The sequence below is a fragment of the Acinetobacter sp. BEC1-S18-ESBL-01 genome, from assembly GCF_014169935.1.
GTDB classification, from domain to species: Bacteria; Pseudomonadota; Gammaproteobacteria; order Pseudomonadales; family Moraxellaceae; genus Acinetobacter; species Acinetobacter pittii.
This window is the reverse complement of the sequence record NZ_AP022302.1, coordinates 889,795-908,367: the sequence shown is the minus strand read 5'-3', so window position 1 is coordinate 908,367 and position 18,573 is coordinate 889,795. Positions and strand designations below refer to the sequence as shown.

The following is an 18,573-nucleotide window of genomic DNA, read 5'->3' as shown; positions in this document are numbered from 1 at the left end:
TAAATCAAATATATAAAGAGAAAGTTAATCTTAATATACTTGATTTAATACCTCTTTTTAAATCGTTTACTTTTAACTAGTAGTTTTCGATCTAAACAATGAACGCAGCAACACGTACATGACGGGAATAAAGAAAAGAACCAGTACTGTACCAAACATAACCCCACCTAAAATACTAATACCGATTTCTTGACGGCTTACAGCTCCTGCACCTTGTGCAAATACAAGAGGAATCACTCCTGCACCAAAAGCCAAAGATGTCATTAAAATCGGTCTTAAACGTAAGCTCGCCCCTTCTAAAGCTGCTTCAATTGCACTCTTACCTTTTTCCTGAGCCAAAGCAGCAAACTCAACAATTAAAATTGCATTTTTACATGACAAGCCAATCGTGGTTAACAGTGCGATCTGGAAATACACATCATTGGGTAGTCCGAAAATATAAGAGAAAATGACACTTCCTCCAACACCTAACGGAATAGAGGTCATTACAGCGGCTGGAATACTCAAGCTTTCATATAGAGCAGCTAAACATAAGAAAATAAAGCCTGCCGAAATTAAATATAACCAGACGGCCTGATTTGTCGACTTCTGCTCTTCAAAAGATAGACCTGTCCACGCCAAGCCAACATCCTTTTGCTGATTTACAAGTTGTTCAACATCTTTCATTGCCTGACCTGAACTGCTGCCACTCGCAACATCTGCCTGTAACTGCAAGGCACTATAACCCATATAGCGCTTTACGATTTCAGGAGCGCCGCCCCAGCTAAAGTTAGCAAATGAACTAAAAGGCACCATTTCATTTTGGTTGTTACGCACAGACCAATTATATAAATCTTCCGGTTTTGATCTGAACTGGGCATCACCTTGAATCATAACGCGCTTGATACGACCACGGTCAATAAAGTCATTCACATAGGTTCCACCCCATGCACTCGACAAAGTGTTGTTAATCGCGGGTAGTTCTAATCCATTTGCTAATGCTTGTTTCTGATCAATTTTGATATTGAGGTTTGCTTTACTGTTAGTGGATTGCTTATCAAAGTTTTCAAAACTTGAATAGTTTTTGCTCTGTGTTTGCAACTGGAGGAAAGTGTTATCTAGAAAATCTTGCCCTTGCCCATTTAAATCTTGAATCCATAAATCCAACCCATCAGTTTGGCCCAAACCATTGACCGAAGCAGGCAATGTCACATTAATTTGTGCATTACTAAATTGACTAAAATACTTCATCGCACGCTTTTGAATAGCGTCAGCCGAATTTTCTTTACCTGTACGTACATCCCAAGGTTTTAAGGCAATAAATCCTTGAGCCAAGTTCTGGCCTGTACCAGAATAATTTCGGCCATAGCGAATCAAAACCAGATCCACATTCTTATCTTCTTGAGTTAAGAAATATTGGCGGACTTGTTCTCCAATTTTCTGACTTTGCGAGATTGGAGCGCTATCAACAAGTTTAATTTGAACACTTAAAATGCCTTGGTCTTCTTTAGGAATAAATCCACTTTTCAAACCACTATAGAACAGTGCAAAAACAGCAATCAAAGCCACAAAAATCACGATAACCGATTTACTGTACCGAATGCTTGTTTGGACGATTTTTATATATTGATTTTTAAGTTGATCAATTTTTCTGTTAAACCAAACTGCCCAGCGCATAGGCTCTGGATTGGGTTTTAAAATTAAGGCACATAAAGCCGGTGTTAAGACTAATGCCACGACGAGTGATAACGCCATAGCGGCAACCAAAGTAATGGAAAACTGACGGTAAATCACGCCAATTGAACCACCTAAAAACGACATTGGAATAAAAACAGCAGTTAAAACCAATGTAATTCCGACTAAGGCACCACTAATTTCTCCCATCGACTCAATGGCTGCTTCTTTCGGCGTTAAATGCTGTTCATGCATGAGCCGTTCAACATTCTCAACGACCACAATCGCATCATCTACCAGCAAACCAATGGCGAGCACCAATGCAAACAGCGTCAAGGTGTTAATACTAAAACCGAGCACATATAAAACAGCAAAAGTTCCTAAAATAACAACAGGAACGGTAATACTTGGAATGAGTGTGGCGCGCCAGCTTTGCAAGAACAGGAACATCACCAAAATAACTAAAATAATAGCTTCAATAAGCGTCTTTACAACTTCCTTAATAGACTCTTGAACAAACGGCGTATTATCTCGTGGATAAACAATTATATAGCCCGCAGGTAGCTTAGTTGTAAGCTGATCTAGAGTTTGATGGATGAGTTTCGAGGTCTGAATCGCGTTTGCACCAGAAGATAGTGAAATGCCTAAACCAGCGGCTGGATAGCCATTAATAGTATTAAAAGACTGATAATTTTCTGCACCCAACTCCACTCTAGCAATATCTTTTAAGTAGACATAGCTCGCTGTTTGATTTGCTTTCACTACAATATTTTTAAAATCTTCGACTGTTTTTAGTCGAGATCCTGCGGTGACTTTCGTATTTAAATATTGTCCATCAATGACGGGTAAATCACCGATTGCACCTGCGGCAACTTGTGTATTTTGAGCAGTGATTGCATTCGCTACATCACTTGGCATTAAATTATATTGTTTTAATTTCTCTGGATTTAGCCAGATTCGCATAGCATATTGCGAACCGAAAACATCAGACTCACCCACCCCTTCAATACGGTTCAGGTCATCTACCACATGCGTAGTTAAATAGTCCGATAGCTCAATATTGCCCGATTTACCAGTTGAGTCATATAAGCCTACCACCATAAAAGTATCGCCGAGTGACTTACTCACGGTCACCCCTTGGCGTTGTACTTCATCGGGTAAACGTCTTATGACGCCGCTAATACTATTTTGTACTTGGACCTGTGCTGTATCTGGATTTGTGCCATTATCAAAGCTAATGGTAATTCGGCTACGTCCTGATGAATCACTGGTAGAGCTGAAATAAAGTAAATTATCAATACCTTGTATTTGTTGTTCTAAAATCTGAGTAACACTTTGCTCAACCGTTTGCGCATCCGCACCACTATAACTTGCCGATACTGTAATTTTAGGAGGGGCAATATCAGGATAGCGCTCTACGGGTAAATTCAGCACCGAGAAAATACCAAATGCCATAACAATAATTGCGAGTACACTGGCAAAAATGGGACGCTGAATAAAAAATTTAGATAGCATGGCTGCTCAGAATTAGGTCGTCAATTAATAGATGGCAATACCAAATTTGCCCTCTTGATCATCAACGAGCGATATAAAAAAGACAAGTAGAATTAACACAATAAATGCAATTAGAACAAAAACAAAGCAAGAACTGGCATTTCCTACAAACCCATAAACAAGGTTTTAACAAGTGTCACTGAAAATTCATGAATTCTTCATGATCACGTCAAGTTCAATCATCAGACTAAATACGTTTCGACTAAAACAATATGAGTAGAATTATGTTTAAAAGAGCACTTTTATGCTTAAGTTTAATTAGCTTGGTTGGTTGTAATGATGACGATAAAACTGAAAACTCACCAACCACACCAGAATATCAACTTCCTAAAATTTTAGTGGTAGGACACCGCGGTGCGAGCGCTTTACGTCCTGAACACACGTTAGCTTCATATCAAAAAGCGATTGATGATGGCGCAGATTTCATTGAACCTGATCTAGTCTCTACAAAAGATGGCGTATTGGTTACTCGCCATGAAAATGAGATTGGTGGAACAACCAATGTAAGCACTTTAAGCCAGTTTGCAGATCGTAAAACAACAAAAAATATTGATGGTAAAGACTTAACAGGCTGGTTTACAGAAGACTTCACTTTAAGTGAATTACAGCAGCTTAAAGCGCGTGAACGTATTCCAGAGTTCCGACCAGCAAACACAGCCTATAATGACCTCTACCCTGTCCCGACTCTAGAGCAAGTGATTGAACTGGCTGAAGCAAATTATAAGAAAACGGGAAAAATTATTGGTTTATATATTGAAACCAAACATCCGACTTACTTTAAAAATCAGAAACTGGCAATGGAAGATACCCTTCTTAAAACCTTAGCCAAATACGAATATACACGTGATATTGCACCTGTCTATTTACAGTCTTTTGAAGTGAGTAATCTAAAATATTTAAAAGATCAGCTCGACCTTCATAAAACGATTAAATATGCACAAATCATTCAATTATATGACGCTAAAACCTCTCAACCAGCCGACTTCGTTGAATCGGGAGAAACTAAAACTTATGCCGATTTAGCCACAGCACAAGGCTTAAAAGACGTGGCTAAATATGCAAACGGTGTAGGGCCAAGCAAAGGCTATATTCTTAACTTTAATGACAGTGGCTCAGTTCAAACAACTTCGTTTATTTCTGATGCGCATAAAGCTGGCTTAAAAGTACATCCTTATACTTTCCGCCCAGAAAATTATTATTTACCAACGCATTTAAAGTGCAGTCAAGATAAACCTGCGGAGCGCTGTCCATCTGGTGCTTTAAAAGAGTTCGAAGCCTATTTCAAAGCGGGTGTTGATGGAGTCTTTACAGATGACCCGGCACTTGGCCGTGAAGCCGTTATTAATTATGAAAAAACCGCAAAATAAATAAAGTTTTTAATAAAAAAACAGGGCAATAAATGCCCTGTTTTTTTATTTCTCTACAACATTATCAAAATAAAGTGGGATCCACTGATATTGCTCGGCATTTACTTTATAAACATGACCAATGCCCGGAAATGGTAAATGTGGTGCGGCAACCCATTGTTGCTTATTTGAAATTTCAGCAAACATTTTTAAACGTGTATTAATCGCCTGCTCAGAATTCACATCAAAATCTACCCCAGTTTTTGGAGCATCAAATTGCAATGAATGTGAGTGGACAATGTCTCCAACAAAAATAATTTGCTGATCATTACTTTTTAAGCGGAAGCTATGATGACCTGGTGTATGACCACGAGTATCGATTACCTCAAAACCTTGAATGACGTCGCCATCTTTAAATGTCTTGAATGCTTTTTTTGCTTGGTATGGAGCAAGAGCAGTTTTTACGTTTTTAACAGTGCCCAAATAATTTTCTTTTTTGTCTGCTGGCACTGTTTTTTCAGAAGCTGGATTTAACCAGTAATCAGCTTCACGCTCATGTGCATATACAGTTGCATTTGGAAATACAGCTTTTCCATTTTGAGCAATACCACACACATGGTCTGGGTGTAGATGAGTAAGTAAAACAGTTTTTACATCAGCAAGCTTATAACCTGCCAATTCAATATTTTTTGCAATCGAGCCAAGTTGCGGGCCAAAACAACTTGCTGCCCCACTGTCTACAAGCGTTAAACTTTTTCCATCATCAACTAAAAATGCATTTACCGAGGTTTGAATCCCTTTCTCATTAACAGCAGCATATTTGGTTAAGATTTTAGTTTTCTGGGCCTGATTTAAATTTTTGAATAAATCAGGATTTAAATAAATCGTACCATCAAGTAAAGAAGTTACGCGGTAGTTTCCAAATTGATGGTGATAATATCCTGGTACTTGCGGGATTGCTGTTGGCTCAGCATAACTTGCATGGATGCTTCCAATTGCAAGGCCCAACGCTACACATAATTTTTTCATCTTTTCTTCTCTATTGAGTTATAAAGTCGAAATCTTTAAAAAAGATTTAATAATTTTTTAAGACCCAAATTATATAATGCATGAAAAGTGTCAGAAATATAAGTATATGAATAGCTATTCTCCCTATAAGGGTAAAAGCGGTCTTAAGCGCATATTAAATGCAACGGGCTACTCTATTTCAGGATTTAAAGCAGCTTATAAAAATGAGGCAGCTTTTCGCCAAATTGTTTTGATTAACATTATTTTGATTCCGGTTAGTTTTTTTCTTGATGTGAGCCGTAGTGAGCATGTGTTACTGATTATTGTATGTCTTTTTGCAATGATCGTTGAGCTATTCAACTCTGCTATTGAGGCTGTGGTTGACCGAGTCTCACTTGAAAAACATCAGCTTTCTAAAAATGCAAAAGATATGGGAAGTGCAGCCCAATTTGTTGCACTCTCTATCATTGCTATTACATGGTTAATTATTTTATTAGGCTAAAAAAAAACCATGCCTACAAGTAAATAAGCATGGTTGTAACAAAAGAGGAACTTCTAGCTGCTGTTCCTGTTTTTAATATAAATAATGGAACTTAATTATTTCTTAAAATTACGTGAAAAATAAAAAATCCCTGCATAAGCAGGGATTTTTTGGTTAAAGCGTTGATGCGTTATTACATCATGCCGCCCATACCACCCATACCGCCCATATCTGGAACAGCTGGTTTATCTTCAGGAATGTCAGTAATCATACATTCTGTAGTTAACATTAAGCCAGCAACAGAAGCTGCATGCTCAAGTGCAGAACGAGTTACTTTAGCTGGGTCAAGGATACCCATTTCTAACATATCGCCATATTCACCAGTTGCAGCGTTGTAACCAAAGTTACCTTCACCACCTTTAACAGCATTGATCACTACAGATGGCTCATCACCAGCATTTGCAACGATTTGACGAAGTGGAGCTTCGATCGCACGACGTAAAATGTTGATACCTGCTGTTTGATCTTCATTAGCGCCTTTTAAGCCATCTAATGCATTAACCGCACGTACTAGAGCAACACCACCACCAGCAACAACACCTTCTTCAACTGCTGCACGAGTTGCATGAAGCGCGTCATCTACACGGTCTTTCTTCTCTTTCATTTCAACTTCAGTCGCTGCACCAATTTTAATTACAGCAACACCGCCTGCTAATTTAGCAACGCGTTCTTGTAATTTTTCACGGTCATATTCTGAAGTAGATTCTTCAATTTGAGCACGGATTTGTTGAACACGCTCAGCAATACCAGCAGCATCACCAGCACCATCAACAATAACAGTGTTTTCTTTAGAAACAGTGATTTTGTGCGCAGTACCTAAATCTTGAAGAGTTGCTTGCTCTAAAGACATACCAACTTCTTCAGAAATAACAGTTGCACCAGTCAAGATTGCGATGTCTTGAAGCATTGCTTTACGACGGTCACCGAAACCAGGAGCTTTAACAGCACATACTTTGATAATACCGCGCATGTTGTTTACAACAAGTGTAGCAAGCGCTTCACCTTCAACATCTTCAGCGATGATAAGAAGTGGTTTACCAGTTTTTGCAACTGCTTCTAAAACAGAAATCAATTCACGGATGTTGCTGATTTTCTTGTCAACAAGAAGAATGAACGGATTTTCAAGTTCAGCAGTTAAAGTATCTTGTTTGTTTGCGAAGTACGGAGAGATATAACCACGGTCAAACTGCATACCTTCTACAACGTCTAAAGCGTCTTCGAAGCCAGAACCTTCTTCTACAGTAATTACGCCTTCTTTACCTACTTTTTCCATCGCTTGAGCGATAAGTTTACCAACAGTAGTGTCAGAGTTAGCAGAGATAGAACCTACTTGCTCGATCGCTTTGAAATCGTCAGCTGGTTTTGCATTTGAACGGATATTTTCAACTACAGTTTTTACTGCGATATCAATACCACGTTTTAAATCCATTGGGTTCATGCCTGCAGTTACAGATTTGATCCCTTCATTTAAAATTGCTTGAGCAAGTACAGTTGCAGTTGTAGTACCGTCACCAGCGATATCGTTAGTTTTGCTAGAAACTTCACGAACAAGTTGAGCACCCATGTTTTCAAACTTGTCTTTTAATGAAATTTCTTTAGCAACAGTTACGCCGTCTTTAGTGATGTGCGGAGCACCGAAAGAACGGTCAATTACTACGTTACGACCTTTAGGGCCTAAAGTCACTTTAACCGCATCTGCAAGTACGTTTACGCCTGCAATCATTTTTGAACGAGCTGAATCACCAAATTTTACGTCTTTAGCTGACATATTAAACTCCGAATCTTTTTAAATACTGAATCTGATAATGAATTGAGTTATGGATTGATTAGCCTTCCAACACAGCTAAAATGTCTGACTCTTTCATGATTAAGAGTTCTTCACCACTTACTTTCACTGTTGTACCTGCATAAGTACCAAACAATACTTTGTCACCAACTTTAACATCCAAAGCACGTACGCCATTCTCAGTGATTTGACCATTACCTACTGCAATTACTTCACCTTGAGATGGTTTTTCAGCAGCAGAACCTGGAAGTAAAATACCACCAGCAGTTTTGGTTTCTTCTTCTACGCGACGAATTACAACGCGATCATGTAATGGACGAATGTTGCTCATAATTAACTCCATCAGACTAAGTCTTTTTGATTAATCGTTATTGCTTTAATCCAGAGCAATAACAAAATATTTAGATGTCACTTTTGTGGGGATGAAAAAAAAGGCTTCAAGGGGAAAATGAAAAAAACTTATCTTTTTTGGTCATTTTTTAACAAGTTGTGAAGAGTTTTTATTAAATTTAAAGCACAAAATAAAAGAGGCTATTTTCATAGCCTCTTTTATAAAGATAAATATTAATGTTAAACAAAGAGTTGCTGGTTATTTAACAATTCATCTAATGTTGTATTTACCTGATTTAAAGTTATCAATGAAACACTACTAAACATTGTACCTTCACCATCTCGGTCAAGACTAATAGTCGTGTTTCCAGTATCTTGCTCTACAGTAATAAATTTCGCTAATGTGCTCACGTCTTTAGAATAGTCAATTAATAGTTCACTTAAATCGATTTTGTCTGCTTGAGTATCAGTTCTTACATCACCTAAAGTAAAATCTAACACCGTATCATATCCATTCCCACCAGTCGCATCTTGGCTATTTAGCAATTGGAACAGTATGGAATCAGTACCTTCATTAGTCATATAGGTATCGTTACCTTCACGCCCATTCAAAACGTTATTACCAGAGTTACCTGTTAAAAGATTATCTAAAGCATTGCCTGTTGCATTTAGATGAGCAGAACCAACCAACTCCAAGTCTTCAACATAACGACCACTTTCTAGACCTGTCGACCAATCAGAATATCCAACCAGACTATAACTCACAGAGCTAACTATTTTATCGTTTCCACCAAAATCGACATCTCGGTAGCCTGATTCGATAAGCTGGTTCTCCCAATAGCCACTTTCTACCCAAACATCTTCATAGTGGCTAGTATCTACCCAAACATCTTCATAACGGCTAGCATCCACCCAAACATCTTCATAATGACTTGTATCAAAATAGATATCTTCAAAATGACTAGTATCAACCCAGCCTTCTTCTGAACGTATATAGGTCAGTTCGTAGCCTTCTTGCCATTGTTCATTTACAGCATCATAATGTTGTTCTACATATCGACTATAGTCGCTCTCTGCCGTACCATTATCTATATAAGTTATATTATCTTGATTTATATATATTTTTTGTATAGTCGAATAACCACTTATGATCCACTGCTTTTCATAATATACATCTGTTATTAATTGTTGTTCATAATATCCATCAACAAGCCATATCTGTTCATAATGCCCTTCATTAATCCATTCTGGATACATATAGCTATTATCAATCCAAACATCTTTATATGTTGCATACGGCTCAACAGTATATTCTTCAACAAAATCACTTATATGATCAACTATATACGTATTATCCGTAGCATCACCTTTAAATTGATCGACAGTGATTGTAGGTAAATCATTAATCGCTTTGCTGATAGTTTCACTACGATTTCCTGCACGATCAATAATGGTAAGGTCAAATGACATTGCAGTCCCATACACATAAGTAGAGAAAGTTCCATCTGCCATGACCGTAGTACTCGTTACGGAAGGTTCTTGATCAGCAAAATAATATGTAATTTCAAGAGTAGCCTTACTTTCTGCGTGTCCCGTGAGCTCTCCCCATCCATTTATGGCAAGCTGGGTGACCACTTTCGGTGCTGTTGTATCATTTGTAGCAATAATCGTTGTACCTACACTCACATTTTGATTGGCATCAACTACTTTTACCGTCAATGTTTCACCATGCCAATATTGTGACCATAAGTATGTTGTGAAACTTCCATCATTTCTGACAGTAGTTTGACCAACTAAATTATTATTAGCATCAAAAATATTAACTGTTGAATATGCTTCCGCTTGTCCTGAAAGTACATTTCCATCTGCTAAAACAAGCTGAGTTGCTGCATTTGGCGCGACGATGTCTATGGGTGCGGTAATTTCGGTGTAAGCGCTTTGATAGCCATTTTGCTCCACAACAATGCGTAAAGTTTGCCCATTCGCCTGAGGTGAGTATAACTGGATATTAAAATGCCCTGTTTCATCTACAGAACCACCACCAATATAATTACTATACACATCATAAATACGCACCTCACTATTGAGCGAAGCAGTTCCCTCAATAAAAAAACCATTTTCAGATACCACAATATGCTCTGCTGATGGCGGTGCATTAGTATCTGCATTAAAAGTAATATTAAATGGCTTACTTATATTTTTGGCTAAATCTATCGCAGTGATGAATAACTGCTCTCCACGTAATATAGGTGGATAAATACTAGCGTTAAAATATCCAGTCTCATCCGTTTGAAATTCTGCTCGTAAATCTCCATCCGCATCCATTACCTGAATGATTGCTTTTGAATCAGTTTGTCCGGTAATACCATAACCGTCATTACTAATCACCACATCATTAATTACTGGAGCAATATTGTCTAAAGGCGCAATAATTTCAGAGATTAGGCTGTATTGATTCGTATTCTGGTCATAAACTCGAACTTGTAATGTCTGTCCCTGTAGATAGTAATCAATTAACTGAATAGTAAAACTACCATCTTCATTCACAACATTATTCCACCCTCCATTAATGATCTGACTATCAGTAGATGTAACAACAATCGACATTCCTGCTGTTGCCTTTCCTGTTAGAATATGACCATCTACATCCAGTTTTAGCTCTGTTGCAGTAATTGGTGAGTTGGTAAATACTGGTACTAATTCATGAGCAACTTCGCTTCGGTTGCCAGCAATATCTTTGACAACAATACTCAAATTTTGTGTCTGGTATTGACTCAGATTAATCCATTGATTAAATGTGCCATCGTACCAAACATAAGTTGTTGCGATAACTGCACCATATTGATCAATAATTTCAATCGTTGCATTTGGCTCAGCCTCACCAAAAAGCAATCCGTCCGAGGTTAATGTAATATTTGAAGCAGCTGATGGTGCAACATCATCAATTAAAGCATTATGTTTAACCTCAATACTTCGGTTACTTGCTTGATCAATTACAACAAATATAAGCTCTTCTCCATGTAAATAGACTTGATTAAAATAACCTGACACGTTACCAGTACTATCTACATAACCATAGCCTACAACCTCACCCGTAGCATTTTTGACTTCAATCCGAGTATTTACTTCTGCTTGCGCAGTAAAGTTTTGACCGTTTGAGTCGAGCACAATATTTTCAATCGGATTTGGCGAGATATCATCAATTAAGGCATTCTGTTTGACCTCTGTACTGCGGTTACCAGCTCGATCAACTACAACAAAAGTAAGCTCCTCTCCATGTAAATACACTTGATAGAAGTAACCAGAAACATTACCCATGTTATCAGTTGAACCAGATCCTACCACCTCACCAACAGCATTTTTAACTTCGATTCGACTATCTGCTTCCGCTTGCGCTGTGAAGTTTTGACCATTTTCATTTAAGACAATGTTTTCAATCGGATTTGGTGCAATATCATCAATCAAAGCATTTTGCTTAAATTCAATACTTTGATTACCTGCTTTATCTATAACGATAAAAGTGAGTTCCTCACCTTTTAAATAAACCTGATTGAAGTGACCGGACACATTACCAGTGCTATCGACATAACCATAACCGACAAACTCACCCGCAGCATTTTTGACACCAATAAAACTATTGGCTTCTGCTTGTGCCGTAAAATTTTGCCCATTTTCGTCAAAGATGATGTTTTCAATTGGATCTGGCGCAATGGTATCCACCAAAGCATTTAACTTAAGTTCGACACTGCGGTTACCCATTCGATCTATGACAACGAAAGTTAATTCCTCTCCATGTAAATAAACTTGGTAGAAGTAACCCGTCACATTACCAGTGCTATCGGTAGAGCCCCAACCTATCTGGTTACCAAATGAGTCAAAAACTTCGATCTGACTGTTTGCTTCCGCTTGTGCTGTAAAGTTTTGGCCATTCGCATCAAGTACAATATTTTTAATCGGATTAGGCGCAATATCATCAAGCGGCGCCTTAACTGAAACAGCTTCACTGACATTTCCAGCAAGGTCTTTAACAATGACTGTAAACTCTTCACCATGTAAATTGTAAATACCGAAAAAAATAGTAAATGTACCATCAGCATTTACACTCTGACTCCACGTATTCATCTGCTGACCATTTTGATCAAAAATCTGGATGAAGGTATTTGGTTCAGCTACACCAGAAAGGGATGAACCATCTTCACTAAAGACCAGATTACTTGCAGCTACAGGAGCAATATCATCAAGCGGTGCTTTTACAGTAACTCCGTCACTCAAATTACCAGCCTGATCAACTACAACTACTTTAAATACTTCTCCATGCATGTAGTTACTATTTAAATAGAGGTTAAATGTTCCATCCCAATTAACATTATTATTCCAAAGATTTAATAATTGACCATTCTGATCAAATATTTGAATCGTAGAATTGGGCTCAGCCATACCAGTTAGATATGAACCATCTTCGCTAAATACTAAATTAGTCGCATTTTCTGGTGCCGTATTATCAAGAAAGGCTGTTTGTTTTACTTCAACGCTACGATTACCAGCTTGATCAATCACAACAAAAGCGAGCTCCTCACCTTTTAAATAAACTTGATTCAAGTAACCCGAGACATTACCAGCACCATCCACATAACCAAAACCTACAACCTCACCCACAGTATTTTTAACTTCAACTTTGCTATTTGCTTCTGCTTGCGCTGTAAAGTTTTGACCATTTTCATTAAAGATAATGTTTTCAATCACATTCGGAGCAATGTCATCAATCAACGCATTCTGCTTGACCTCTGTACTGCGGTTACCAGCTCGATCAACTACAACAAAAGTGAGTTCTTCACCATGTAAATAGACCTGATAGAAGTAACCAGAAACATTACCCATGCTATCGGTTGAACCAGATCCTATGACTTCACCAGTAGCATTTTTGACTTCAATTTGAGTGTTTGCTTCTGCCTGAGCTGTAAAGTTCTGTCCATTGATATCTAATACAATATTTTCAATCGGATTTGGTGCAATATCATCAGTTAAAGCGTTTTGCTTGATCTCTGCACTACGGTTACCCGCTCGGTCAACGACAACAAAAGTGAGTTCTTCTCCATGTAAATAGACTTGATTAAAATAACCTGACACGTTACCAGCGCCATCCACATAACCTGAACCAACAATCTCACCAACAGCATTTTTAACTTCAATTTGAGTATTTGCTTCTGCTTGCGCTGTAAAGTTTTGACCATTGATATCTAATATAATATTTTCAATCGGATTTGGCGCAGTATCATCAATCAAGGCATTCTGCTTGACCTCTGTACTGCGGTTACCCGCTCGGTCAACGACAACAAAAGTAAGCTCTTCGCCATGTAAATGCACTTGATACAAATATCCTGAAACATTACCTGCGCTATCTGCTGATCCATAACCTACGACGTCACCGTTATTATTTTTGATTTCAATTTGGCTATTTGCTTCTGCCTGAGCTGTAAAGTTCTGACCATTGAGATCTAATACAATATTTTCAATCGGATTTGGTGCGACATCATCATTCAAAGCACTCTGCGTGACCTCTGCACTACGGTTACCTGCTCGATCGATTACGACAAAAGTAAGTTCCTCACCGTGTAAGTAAACTTGTTGAAAATAACCAGATACATTACCTGAGCTATCGGTGTAACCAAAACCAATCTTATTTCCATCCTGATCGAATACATCAATAGAGCTTCCAGCTTCTGCCTGAGCTGTAAAACTTTGGCCATCTTCGTTGAAGATGATATTTTCAATCGGATTTGGTGCAATGGTATCAATTAAAGCATTTTGCTTAAATTCGATACTGCGGTTACCTGCTCGATCTATAACAACAAAAGTGAGTTCCTCACCGTGTAAATAAGTTTGATTGAAAGAACCAGAAGCATTACCAGCACTATCTGTAGAGCCCCAACCCGTCTGATTACCTAATGAATCAAAAACTTCGATCTGACTATTTGCTTCTGCTTGCGCTGTAAAGTTTTGACCGTTTGCATCAAGTAAAATATTTTTAATTGGATCTGGTGCAATATCATCAAGTGGAGCATTTATTGAAACAGCTTCACTCACATTTCCGGCTTGGTCTTTAACTGTGACCGTGAATGCTTCTCCATGTAAATTGTTGCTACCTAAGTAAATAGTAAATGTACCGTCAGAGCTAATGGTGTTATTCCATATATTCACGAGCTGACCATTATGATCAAAAACCTGAATCGTAGTATTCAGTTCTGCTACGCCTGTAAGATATGAACCATCTTCTGAGAAAACTAAATTGCTGGCTGGTGTAGGAGCAACCGTATCAGCGGTAATTACAGTATCGGTGCTTACTTGCCCACGAGCATCCTTAATTGATAAGAAAAACTGCTCACCATCAACAAGAGGGCGGTCAAGCTGGAGTTTAAAATAACTTGATCCATTCCAACCGTTATCTTCACCGACTTTAATTTCAGCTACGACTTCACCTTTGGCATCTTTAACAATAAGAGTACTATTATTTTCAGCTTGTCCACTTATCACTCCATCCGAAGTAAAGCTATCTACATGAGGGGCAAAAGCATAATTAGGCGCCTGTATCTGCGCTGCTAAACTTACATTTCCATTCACATCGGTAGCCGTGACATAAACCGTCTCAGCATTAGTTAAAAACATACCTAGTTCTATCGAAAAACTTCCACTCTCATCGGTCCAGTTATTCCAGAACCATTTATTAAGAATGTTTCCTTGCCCATCTTTAACTAAAATTTCAGAGAAAGGTTCTGCATGACCATAAACTAAATCGCCAGCATCATTGAAATTTAAATCTGTTGGGACAGGTGGAGGAGTCAGATCTACAATGATATTCTGCTCAGGACTTATCAATCCTTTATTATCAATAATTTGAACGGAAATTTGCTCTCCATCAATTAAAGGTCGGTTTACACTCAAGCTAAAATGACTAAATTCATTCCAACTATTGTCATCACCTAATGTAACCTTTCCTAATTCATTACCGTCAGCATCACGCACGATTACTGTACTATTATCTTCAGCAAACCCAGAAATTAAGCCTTCTTGTGTAATACGTTCAACATGTGGAATATAAGCAAAGTTTGGAACTTCGATTAGGGCTTCACTCGTATTTTGATTTTTATCTACTACTTGTACGGTAACCGACTCACCTTCTTTTAAAAATTGGAACACCTGTAAACTTGCAAAGCCTTGTTCATCGGTAAAACCTGTAGCAATTAAATTGCCCTCTCCAGAAAATGCACGAATAAAGCTGTTCGGCTCATTAACATGTACTGATAAAGTTTCACCACTAATATCAAATTGTGGAGTTTCTAAAAATACTGCTGGAGTATAGTCTGCGGTAATATATTGTGGATGGCCTGAAATATTATCTTTATCTGTAGAGATAGTAATTTGAGTACCTTCCTCTAAAGGTTGGTTGAGGGTCAAAGTAAATGGTCTGACCTCACCTAATGCCATTACACTAAAAGGCGTAATACCTGAACCCTCAAATGCAATGGAGTTAAACTCTTGTAGAATATTTCCATTCTGATCTTTTACAATAAAATGACTGCCTTCGGTCGCATAACCAGTGATCACACCTTCTGGACTAATTCTTGTAATACTAATAGCAGGAACTTCAGTAACTAGGCTAATTGACGAATTTTCACTGCTGTATCCATTATAAGTAGCGACCGCATAAATTTCTTGATTAGTACTAATAGAAAGGTCTTTTAAAGTAAATTTACCCTCCTCATTAGCTATTGTAGTTGCAAGCCAATCACCATTTTTATTGTAGATATCAACTTTACTTCCTTTATATGCGCTACCTGAAATGATAGCTCCATCTATATTATTGAAAGTTAGTGAATCTAGAGTTGGCGAATTTGGAGTATGATCTACATTATAATTTTGGGTCTGTTTAATAATGGCTGTATTGCCAGCTTGATCAGTAAGACTAATATCAATTGATATATTGGTTTGCGATTCTTCTGACCACAAAAACTCTGCTGGAATTTCAGTAACCCATTCTTGGGTGACTTCATCAAAATGAAAGTTATAAACAACATCGTTTAAAGTCGTATTTACTGAGGTCAGTGAGCTATTTAAGTCTGTTGGTAGATTATCTACGTCCAGTCTTATAGAAATAACTTGGTCTTTTTCAACTAGGCTTATTGTATTGTCTTCAGTAATCGACTTTACAGTTACTGTAGTTGATTCAATATTTAAAGAATTATCTATAATTACCTTTTCCACACCAGTTTCTGATGTGTTGCCTGCGAGGTCTGTCACTACAGCTTTATAGAGGTAACTTCCATCAGCTAAATCTTTTTGATCAGCTGTTGTCTCCTGCCATGTCTTTCCTTCATCGGTAGAGACTTCATAGTGGTCTAATAAAACAGCTTGCTCTCCGATTACAATCGGTTGAGCTAGCTTCAAAGTAAAATTATTATCTTGCGTAATTTGATCGGTTGCTGAAACACCTGTATCACTCAAATCAGATAAAGTTAGTTCACCTGCTTGTGGTGCGGTAATATCTACAACGACTTTTTGTATAGCGGTTTCTGATGTATTGCCTGCAATATCTGTAACTATAGCTTTATATTGGTAAACACCATCGGTTAAATCTTTTTGAGCTACTGTTGTTTCCTGCCACGTCTTTCCATCATCTTTCGATATCCAGTAAGTAATTTGGCTAGTTACTTCTTGTCCGCTAATCTTTAAATCAAAAGTTTTATCTTGCGTAATCTGATCAGTTGCCGAAACACCCGTATCGCTTAAATCAGATAGAGTTAGTTCACCTACTTGCGGTGCTGTTGTATCGACAACAACTTTTTGTATAGTGGTTTCTGATGTATTGCCTGCAACGTCTGTTATTACTGCTTTATATTGGTAAACACCATCCGCCAAATCATTTTGAGCTACTGTTGTTTCCTGCCAAGTCTTTCCTTCATCTTTAGATATCCAGTAAGTGATTTGGCTATTTACTTCTTGTCCACTAATCTTTAAATCAAAAGTTTTATCTTGCGTAATCTGATCGGTTGCTGAAATGCCCGTATCAGTCAAAGCAGCTAAAGTCAGTTCACCTGCTTGCGGCGCTGTGGTATCCACAACGACTTTTTGCACGCTGGTTTCAGATATGTTGCCTGCAACGTCGGTTACTACAGCTTTATAGAGAAAAATACCATCAGCTAAATCTTTTTGTTCAACTGTTGTTTCCTGCCACGTCTTACCATCATCTTTCGATATCCAGTAAGTAATTTGGCTAGTTACTTCTTGTCCGCTAATCTTTAAATCAAAAGTTTTATCTTGCGTAATTTGATCAGTTGCCGAAATACCCGTATCAGCCAAAGCAGATAAAGTCAGTTCGCCTGCTTGCGGTGCTGTTGTATCGACAACAACTTTTTGTATAGCGGTTTCTGATGTATTGCCTGCAACGTCGGTTACTACAGCTTTATATTGATAAACACCATCGACCAAATCTTTTTGAGCGGCAGTTGTTTCCTGCCAGGTTTTTCCTTCATCGGTAGAGACCAAATACGTTACTCGGCTGCCACTTTCCTGTCCCTCAATCTTTAAAGTGAAGTTTTTATCTTGAGTGATCTGGTCGATTGTAGAAGCCCCTGAATCCAAAAGATTTTTGAGATTCAAAGTACCTGGCTCAGGAGGCGTCGTATCTTTAGAATCGTTCCGAGACAATAAAGCAATTGTTCCTGCTCCTGCTAAAGCGCTGACTACCCACGACCAGAGGGGTACAGAAGATGAACTATCAATAAGCTTTGGCGTATCTTTTAATTCTAAATAATTAACAGTGGTCTGTCCGCTAGCATCTTCTCCCAGATTAGCAGCCCAATAACTCTGCCCTTCATTTAAAAGAATTTGCGGGTTTTCGCTAATAAAATAGTTTTCTAAAACAATTTCAGTTCCATCTTTTAGATGAACAATTGCACTGTTTCCTTCTCTTGTTATTGAAGAAATTTTTTCTGGATTTATATCGATTTTTACGACTTCTTTAGGATTTACTACAATATTTTTTGTCTGGCCTACATTAATATCAACTGTATTATTTTTTGAAGCATTATTTGCCATTAATGATACTTGTACCATTTTTCCACCATGAAATTTTAAATATTATTAAGTTATTCTAAAATATTAAGATAAATAGATACTCATTTAATCAAATACTATTAACTATCATAAAACACTAAACCCTTATTGTAGCTACTTTAAATCGCGGCTTTTTATATAGTTAAAAATTTTTATGTATCCATTAATATTATTTTTAAAATGATAAAACATTTAGAATGTTTTCCTATTCCCCATATATAGAATTTGAAGCTTAGGCATTGTAA

7 protein-coding genes are annotated in these 18,573 nt (G+C 37.7%); 2 read left to right on the top strand and 5 right to left on the bottom strand.

Annotated features, from left to right (window positions below; genetic code table 11):
- Positions 1–72: 72 nt before the first annotated feature.
- Positions 73–3,168: a multidrug efflux RND transporter permease subunit gene (locus tag H7R46_RS04275; protein WP_005067635.1), complete on the bottom strand. Its 3,096-nt coding sequence runs from the start codon at positions 3,166–3,168 to the stop codon at positions 73–75.
- Positions 3,169–3,431: 263 nt separating this feature from the next.
- Between H7R46_RS04275 and H7R46_RS04270 the strand changes: the two genes are divergently transcribed.
- Positions 3,432–4,574, top strand: a complete 1,143-nt coding sequence (locus H7R46_RS04270) for a glycerophosphodiester phosphodiesterase (protein ID WP_005067633.1) — start codon at positions 3,432–3,434, stop codon at positions 4,572–4,574.
- A gap of 45 nt (positions 4,575–4,619) precedes the next feature.
- On the opposite strand, the gene H7R46_RS04265 is transcribed toward H7R46_RS04270, so the two are convergent.
- The gene (locus tag H7R46_RS04265; protein ID WP_005067630.1) at positions 4,620–5,582 is read right to left on the bottom strand and encodes an MBL fold metallo-hydrolase; all 963 of its coding nucleotides are present in this window, start codon (positions 5,580–5,582) and stop codon (positions 4,620–4,622) included.
- A 106-nt stretch (positions 5,583–5,688) separates the two neighbouring features.
- On the opposite strand from H7R46_RS04265, the gene H7R46_RS04260 reads away from it, so the two are divergent.
- Positions 5,689–6,063 carry a diacylglycerol kinase gene (locus tag H7R46_RS04260; protein ID WP_002118962.1) on the top strand — a complete coding sequence of 125 codons (375 nt, stop codon included), beginning with the start codon at positions 5,689–5,691 and terminating at the stop codon, positions 6,061–6,063.
- Positions 6,064–6,235: 172 nt separating this feature from the next.
- Here H7R46_RS04260 and groL read toward each other — a convergent pair whose 3' ends face one another.
- From groL to blp1, 3 genes are all read right to left on the bottom strand, one after another.
- Positions 6,236–7,870 carry a chaperonin GroEL gene (gene groL / locus H7R46_RS04255; RefSeq protein WP_002120607.1) on the bottom strand — a complete coding sequence of 545 codons (1,635 nt, stop codon included), beginning with the start codon at positions 7,868–7,870 and terminating at the stop codon, positions 6,236–6,238.
- A 58-nt stretch (positions 7,871–7,928) separates the two neighbouring features.
- On the bottom strand, positions 7,929–8,219 hold the full coding sequence (groES, locus tag H7R46_RS04250) for a co-chaperone GroES (protein WP_002120604.1): 291 nt from the start codon (positions 8,217–8,219) through the stop codon (positions 7,929–7,931).
- Positions 8,220–8,458: 239 nt separating this feature from the next.
- On the bottom strand, positions 8,459–18,328 hold the full coding sequence (gene blp1, locus H7R46_RS04245) for a biofilm-associated Ig-like repeat protein Blp1 (RefSeq protein WP_005067626.1): 9,870 nt from the start codon (positions 18,326–18,328) through the stop codon (positions 8,459–8,461).
- Positions 18,329–18,573: the final 245 nt, after the last annotated feature.